Here is a 5,842-nt window from a genome sequence, read left to right as displayed (position 1 = left end):
ATTTTTCTAGAATTTCATCCCAATTTATTTCACTTTGTTCAATTAACATAGTTAGCCTCCATATTCAAGTTTTTATACTTTATATTTTAGCTAAAAAAATATTGGCATTCTAGTCGGATATTCTTTGACGCTTACGAATAAATATAAATTATCATCAGAATCTGTGTAATAGATATACTGACCATCTGACGATATTATAAATCTATTTACATCACTGGCAACTTTAACTTTATCTTTGTTTTCAAAAACTGCATATAAAGCAGCCTCATCTGTTACATATGCTATAGTTTTGTTGTTGTCTGATACTCTATAAGGAGTAGTGTGCTCATATTCTTGATATCCAAGGTCGGTTCCTATTTTTACTTTTTCTTCGTCTTTAACGTATTTGTACAGATTATCTTCACCATCTGGTATAAGAATTGACTTATTACCATTTAAGTATTTAATACTATTTTTTACTGGTATTTTTGTTACAACTTGAAATTTTACCAAATTTTACCTGTAATTTTGTATAAAAAAAAGCTAGTTTAGGTATGAGTTGTTTTACTCACACTTCAACTAGCTACATATTATCCTAGTATCTTAATTTCTATGTTTCTTCTACCGAAGCTATTAGTTTCTTGTGAACTATTCATAAATATATCTATTTTATTTCCTTTTATAGCTCCACCACAGTCTTCAGCTATAAATACTTTATCAAACATAGGTATATAAACTTTAGTCCCATAAGGTATAACAGATGGATCTACTGCTATTGTTCCCCATTTTGGTACAGTTCCTGTAGCTGTTATTGAATGACCTGAATAAGCACTTGCATTAACAGTTATTGTACGTCCTGCTAAATTTGCTGATGAACTCTCTTTAACTGGCTCTTTTTTATTAGATGTAGTGTTTGATACTACTTGATCAGATTGTACAGTTTGTTGAGTCTTTACTTGCTCAGTTTGTTGAGTTTTTGCTTGTTCTGTTTGTTGTGCTTGTGCTATTTCCTTTTTCTCAGCTTCAGCTTTTATTCTAGCCTCTTCTTCTATCTTAGCCTCATCAGACTCTGTAAGTACATATTCTCCAAATACAAAACCTATTTTTTCTTTGTTAGATTCTACTTCAGAAGATTTTTCTTTTATTACTTTAACCTCGTACCAAGTTTCACTAGTCTCTTCTTCTTTATTTTCTATTTCTAATACAGTTAATATTTCTAATTGTGTGTTTTTATTTAGTTTTTCTATATTATCTTCTTTAATTGAAGGTGCTTTTCTTAAGTTTAATTCATTTGTGTTTACTTTAGCTTTTTCATTAGCTACAAACTCACTATTTACCCAACCTTCTTTGTTATCAGCATATTGTACTTTAGTCCATTCTTCTTTTATTTCTAGTACTGTAACAACCATTCCTTCTACTAAAGCACCTACTTTATCCGATTCTTGTGATGCTTCTTCTCTAACATTTAGTACGCTTGTTGTTACTATTGCTTTTTTTGTTGATATTATTTCTTCGTTTTTATCAACCTTTAATTCTATTTTTTTAGCTGGCTTAGTTACTTCTTTATTTACATCCTCATTTAATGCGTATACAGAGTGTGTAGATACACACACACTACTTATTGTTAATCCTAATACTAATGTTCTATTTATATGTTTTTTTAAACTCATAACATTCCTCCATTGTGTTTAATATTTTTTTGCTCTTTGCGAGTCTTATATATTTAAATGCTTATTTGTTGTTGTTTATAATTTAATGTTTGTTACTTTTTTGTAACTTTAACTGCCTTGACATCTATCATAATATAGTTTTTAAATTTTGTAAACAGGTTGAGGGATAAAAGGTTACAACTTTGTAATTTTTGATTAGGATGTATACATTCATATTTCAACGTATATTTGCTTTGTAACTTTTTAATATTTTTTTTGAAAAGAGTAAAATATACTGCGCAATTTGCGTTCCTGAAGATTTATAAAATGTGATTTGATATGTCTTCTTTTTTACGCTTAAGGAAATTATATTGCCTAAAAAACTGTGGATAAGTTACTACATTTAAGCAATGTCGACATACTTAGTGAAAGTAAAAAAGATTTTTAGCAACGCGCAGAGCCGTTGGTGATATGAAGTGTTTCGCCTACAGGTCGCTCGAGCGAAGCGAATTTTTTATAAATATTAAGTTCTGACTAAAGTTAAGAGGCTATAGGTAGATTTAAAAATTCAAATCTATCTATAGCCTCATTATATTGTATTACTAACATGAAGTAGAGCAGTTACTAATTATTGATTAGCTCTTATGGCTCTTATCATAAAACTTAGCTTGATGATACTTTTATTTAATTTTGCCTAATGTTATTTTTTAATATAAATCTATTCATTTCATCAGTTAGAACCTGTGAATATTCTTTCATTTGTTCACTAATTGCAGATGTTTCTTCACTAAAGGCAGCATTTTCTGCTTGTACGCTCGCAAGTTCTCTGACTCTATTTTCTACCTCAATCATTGAGTTATACTGGCGTTTTGAAGCTTTTGATATATCTGTAACCGCATTTCCTGTTTTATCTATTTCATCAATAATTTTGGCAAATGTCGAATAAGTTTCTTCTGCTACTTCAACTCCATAGTGAGTTTTATTTATAGCTCCTTCTATTAATTCCTTAGTATTTTTTGCAGATTCTGCAGACTTACTTGCTAGATTCCTCACTTCATCAGCAACAACTGCAAAACCTTTCCCATAGGTTCCAGCTCTAGCTGCCTCGATAGAAGCATTTAAGGCTAGTATATTAGTTTGAAATGCTATTGCATCTATAGCTTTTGTAATCTCAAAGATTTTATCTGAGGCTTCTCTTATATCCTCAACTACACTTACTAAGTTCTCCATTTTGTTTTTGCTATCATTTACACTTCTCTTAATAGTATCAAAAGTTTGAATAGCGTTGTTAACAGAATTAATATTTTCTTTAGTTAAATCACTTACAATTTCAACTTCTGTAGATATTCCTTGCATAGATGCAGCTTGTTCTGTACTACTTTCAGATAGTGCTATACTTGATTGATTTATTTCATTTGCACTTACTTGAACATCATCTGTAATATGTTTTATGTTTTTAAACAAATCATTATTATTATCAATTAAGCTATATAAACTTTTTCCAAGTGTATCTTCACTAGATCTTATTTTTACATCTGAAGTAAGATCTCCTTTTGATATTATTTCTATTATATCAATATATTCTTCCATGCTAATTGCCATTTCACTAAAAGAATCATACATTTTTTTAATTTCATTATCTTGTTCCTCTTCAAGATTTTCCAAAGTGTTTATATTGTAAAAACTTCCACCCTTACCTATATGACTAGCTAATTTTTCTATTTCAACAATAGGTTTAGAGATTCGATTTGATAGTATTCTACTTATTATTATAGCTAATACTATACACAGTATTGTTATTAATATTATTCCTAACATTGCTTTTTGAATTAATGCTTCATTATGTTGTTCTACTTCCTTTGCTTTTTCTTCATAACGATTAGTTATATCCGTTATATTTGAAATAACTGTATTTACTCTAGATTCAATTTCTGTATTAAATACTCTATATGCTTCGTCATGGTCTGTTTTTGATAGTTGTAGCACATTATCAACATTATTATGTATATGATTGTGAGGTTCTTTTAGATTTTCTATTGATTTGGCTATTACCTCATCTTGTAAATCTTCCTCAGATAAACTGCTTATCCATTTACCTAGTATACAGTTTTGAGGGTCTTTGCCCCCTGTAAATTCTTTACCAGTTAAGATTGCTTCATTTAAATTGGTAACCCAGGAATAGTGTCCAATTATAGCTTCTTTAGTTTTTGTTTGCTCACTATTGTATTCTGTAAATTTCATAGTACCATTTTTTATTGAATACATCATTGTACCTATAATTATTGCCATAATTATGGGCAGTAGCACTAATATCATAAAACCTCTTGTTATCTGACTTTTTACATCCATATTTTTGTTGCTTATTAAACCCTTAATCATAATACCCTTACACCCCTTAAAATATAACTACTTTAATACATAGTTTAAATTTGTACAAATAAAAATTATCTTTTTATTTTAATTATACGGTAGGCTACAATCATGTATTATACCAAAATCAAAATTATGTAACCATAGCCTTTAGCTCTGAACACTTATCAAGGGTAATATAGTTTCATTATACAAAAAGAAAAGACACAACCTAAATTGTGTCTTTAAAGAACATATATATTATAATATAGTTACGTTCTCTGCTTGAGGTCCTCTAGCACCTTTAACTATATTAAAGCTTACTTTTTGACCTTCTTCTAAAGATTTATATCCATCAGTTTGTATTGCTGAGAAATGTACGAAAACATCATCTCCACCATCTACTGATATAAATCCAAATCCTTTTTCACTATTAAACCATTTTACTATTCCATTATTCATTATTTAGCTCCCTTTTAACCTGTATCAAGTCTTGCTTGATTCACTTATTTTTTTGTATTTCTTTACTTATTATTATAACACATATAAAGGATAATATACATCATTTTTACATTTTTATTGTTATATAAAAACTTAATCTCTATAGAATAAACTTGACAAATAACTTCAAGTTCTTCATATAAGATAAAATTGTCTATGTCACATAATATATACTTTAATGTTAACATTAAAGGAATATTAAAAGTTATAAATAATAACAAACCAAATATATATAGTGAGTGACTATAACCTCGGCAGATTGTGCGAAAATCAAGTTGGTATGATATACTTTTTAATTTTCTCACTATTAATTCTATGAACCATATCATCTATAACATCACTAAACTCATTCCTAGAAATACTTCTTCCTAGTTTAGATTTAGTATATTTATTTCTATTAATACATTCATTGCATGCAATTGGACCATTTTTAATGTAATGAAAAAAGCAGCTATTTTAAATAGCTACTTTTTTTGCACTGTCTTCATCTAACTCAAGAACGCCACCATTTTCCATTATAAAAATATCCTCTGATTTCATTCCTAGTTCACAAGCTAAGTTTTTATGCTCAATTAGATGTCTATATTCTCCATGTACAGGCATAAAAAACTTAGGCTTAATAAGTCTATGAATCAATCTTAACTCATTTTTACAAGCATGACCTGATACATGAACTTCTTCAATTTCATTATAAATAACCTGCGCCTTGTATTTTAGTAGCTTATTTATAAGATTTGATACAGATTTTTCATTTCCTGGTATGGGGGATGAAGATATTATTACAAAATCATCACTTTTTAATTTTATATATTTATGCTCATCATTTGCAATTCTTGAAAGAGCGGCCATAGGTTCTCCTTGTGAGCCAGTAGTAATTATGGTTATCTCATTTGGTTCATATTTATCTATTTCTTGTATGTTTATAACATTTTTAGCTTCTATATTTTGATATCCTGACTCTATAGCTATCTTAGAAACTCTCTCCATACTTCTTCCACTAAAGGCAACTTTACGATTATGATTTATTGATGCATCTATAATCTGCTGAACTCTATGAGTATTAGATGCAAAAGATGCTACAAGAACTCTTCCTTTTGCTAAATTAAATAAATTATTTAAACTTTTGCCTATCTCTTTTTCAGATATAGTGTACCCTTCTCGCTCCGCATTAGTACTATCAGCCATCATAAGTAAAACACCTTCTGTACCTAATTGAGCAAGCCTATGTGAACTACTCACCACTTAACTACCTACGGTAACGTTTGAAGTGGGAGCTTCTTGGTCAATAGTACTATTGTACTAAGTATCTCCAAGCTTATAGGATAGTTCCTATCCCAACTGTATACCAAAATTATATAGCTAAT

At 29.0% G+C, this 5,842-nt stretch carries 5 protein-coding genes; all 5 read right to left on the bottom strand.

The genetic code is table 11. The features are described from left to right. Positions 1-90: 90 nt before the first annotated feature. Complete coding sequence (locus ACRC03_RS06740; protein ID WP_438651793.1) at positions 91-492, bottom strand: hypothetical protein; 402 nt, start codon at positions 490-492, stop codon at positions 91-93. 77 nt (positions 493-569) lie between these two features. Further along, positions 570-1,649 (bottom strand): SH3 domain-containing protein, encoded by a 1,080-nt coding sequence (locus ACRC03_RS06735; protein WP_438651792.1) that lies wholly within the window; start codon positions 1,647-1,649, stop codon positions 570-572. 663 nt (positions 1,650-2,312) lie between these two features. Then, a complete protein-coding gene (locus ACRC03_RS06730) occupies positions 2,313-4,007 on the bottom strand; it encodes a methyl-accepting chemotaxis protein (protein ID WP_438651791.1) in 1,695 nt (564 codons plus the stop codon). Between the two features lie 231 nt (positions 4,008-4,238). Next, complete coding sequence (locus ACRC03_RS06725) at positions 4,239-4,439, bottom strand: cold-shock protein (protein WP_438651790.1); 201 nt, start codon at positions 4,437-4,439, stop codon at positions 4,239-4,241. Positions 4,440-4,934: 495 nt separating this feature from the next. Next, positions 4,935-5,717, bottom strand: coding sequence for a ribonuclease J (locus ACRC03_RS06720; protein WP_438651789.1), 783 nt, complete (start codon positions 5,715-5,717; stop codon positions 4,935-4,937). Between the last annotated feature and the right edge of the window lie 125 nt (positions 5,718-5,842).

The sequence above is a fragment of the Romboutsia sp. genome (assembly GCF_051659545.1).
In the GTDB taxonomy this organism is placed as follows: domain Bacteria; phylum Bacillota; class Clostridia; order Peptostreptococcales; family Peptostreptococcaceae; genus JBOFOR01.
This window is presented reverse-complemented; position numbering and strand designations above follow the sequence as displayed.